Below are 1,462 nucleotides of genomic sequence, written 5' to 3'. Positions count from 1 at the left end.
CCGGATGTCCGACATGTAGGCGAAAGCGGCCTATTTCCGGAGCATGGTGATTCCGAGTTCGTGCCACATCCACCCGAAATCGTAGGCAACCCCCGCGCCGTCATCTTTCCGGGCGCGGGCTGTGGTGTTTTCGATATCCTTCAGCCAGGCAGCCACCTTTTTACGTCCTGAAGCTGTCCGGGCAGCCTCACGCGGCGTCACATTCCCCAGGGCCGGAACCGGCTCATCAAGCACCTGCCGGTAATGGCGCTCCAGCATCTGCCCGATGATCCGCGCTTCCTCTTCAGGCGGGATCTGCAGGTCTGGCGATGCAGTCCGTCCATCGTGCTCCCGCTCATCCATCGCCTGCACCGGTATCATGATCTGCGTCAGGGGCGCGCCCACGAGCGTGCCCAGAACGGCCTGCAGCATGGCACGCCCACGTTCGGCACGTTCCCCTGAGTTCACCTGCAACCGTAACTGCCGCCCCCTGAGTTCCAGGGTGCCCAGCACGATCGCACCATCGTCCATCTCGGTGCGCAGGAACCGCCCGTTTTCATCCCGTCCGGACAACGGCACAGGATCACTCTCCGGCTCCTTCAGCCAGTTCCAGAACGACCGGTTCTCCGGACGCAGGGCCACCACGCCCTCAAGCGCATCCGCCACCTTCTTCTGCGTCACGCCCTTCGCCAGCGGGAAACACACTTCATGGAAGACCAGATCCTCGCCATCGCCATTGAACAGCGCCGGCCCCTCCATCTGCCGGGCCATGTCTTCCAGCGTCCGGAACAGCCAGGTGAGCGTGAACATCGGCGCGAGTTCCCGCAGGGTCTCCGTATCGACTTTCGGGAATTCCGCCTTGCCGCGTCTTTTCCGCAGCGCCCTGTAAAGGTTTGCGGCCAGATCCTCACAGACCCCCCGTGAACAGGCGAGCAGGCCGCCTGCCAGAACGGTCTTTCCATCTGACGGCACAAGGCGCGCTGCAATCCGGTTCCACTGTCTGAGCGTCCGGGTGGCGGTGCCTTCATGCACGAGAACGGGCTCGCCACCCCGCAGCAGGTCACGCGCCATGAAGCTCTGGCCGGGTCTGATGTCCGACACTTCATACAGGCTCATGACCGAAGCCCTGAGCGCACGCATATAGGCGCTGTTGCGCGGCCCTTCCTTCCAGCCCCGGCGTTTCAGATAGACGTCAACGATGTTCCGACCATCGTCCCAGTCCTGCCCGAGAAAATCCTCGAAGGCACAGCCCCACAGCGTCATGGCGACGTCGGGACCGATCATCTCCGCCAGCTCCTCGAACGTGATGTCGCCCGCTTCCAGCGCCGGACCGATGTGATCGCCGAGCACTTCCGCGAAACGGTCCTGCCAGTCATCCTGACCGAGATATCTGATCAGTCCCGTGAGTTCGTCTGCGGCCATGAGGCTTTCCTGCTACTCCAGTTATGGACAGCAGAGGGAGAGACTGTCCTGACTCGACAAG

The 1,462-nt window shown here is 62.7% G+C and carries 1 protein-coding gene; it reads right to left on the bottom strand.

Features of this window, described 5'->3' with window-relative positions; all coding sequences use genetic code 11:
- Window positions 1-30 precede the first annotated feature (30 nt).
- Entirely contained in the window at window positions 31-1,401 is a 1,371-nt protein-coding gene (locus MSKU9_RS13780; RefSeq protein WP_141261968.1) for a hypothetical protein, read from the bottom strand.
- Window positions 1,402-1,462 lie beyond the last annotated feature (61 nt).

This window comes from Komagataeibacter diospyri (assembly GCF_006538165.1).
Lineage (GTDB): Bacteria > Pseudomonadota > Alphaproteobacteria > Acetobacterales > Acetobacteraceae > Komagataeibacter > Komagataeibacter diospyri.
The sequence above is the reverse complement of the archived record's forward strand: the minus strand, read 5'-3'. Positions and strand labels throughout refer to the sequence as shown.

Coding starts and splice junctions, on each gene's coding strand:
- MSKU9_RS13780 (WP_141261968.1), bottom strand. CDS start 1,401: ATGGCCGCAGACGAACTCACGGGACTGATCAGATATCTCGGTCAGGAT.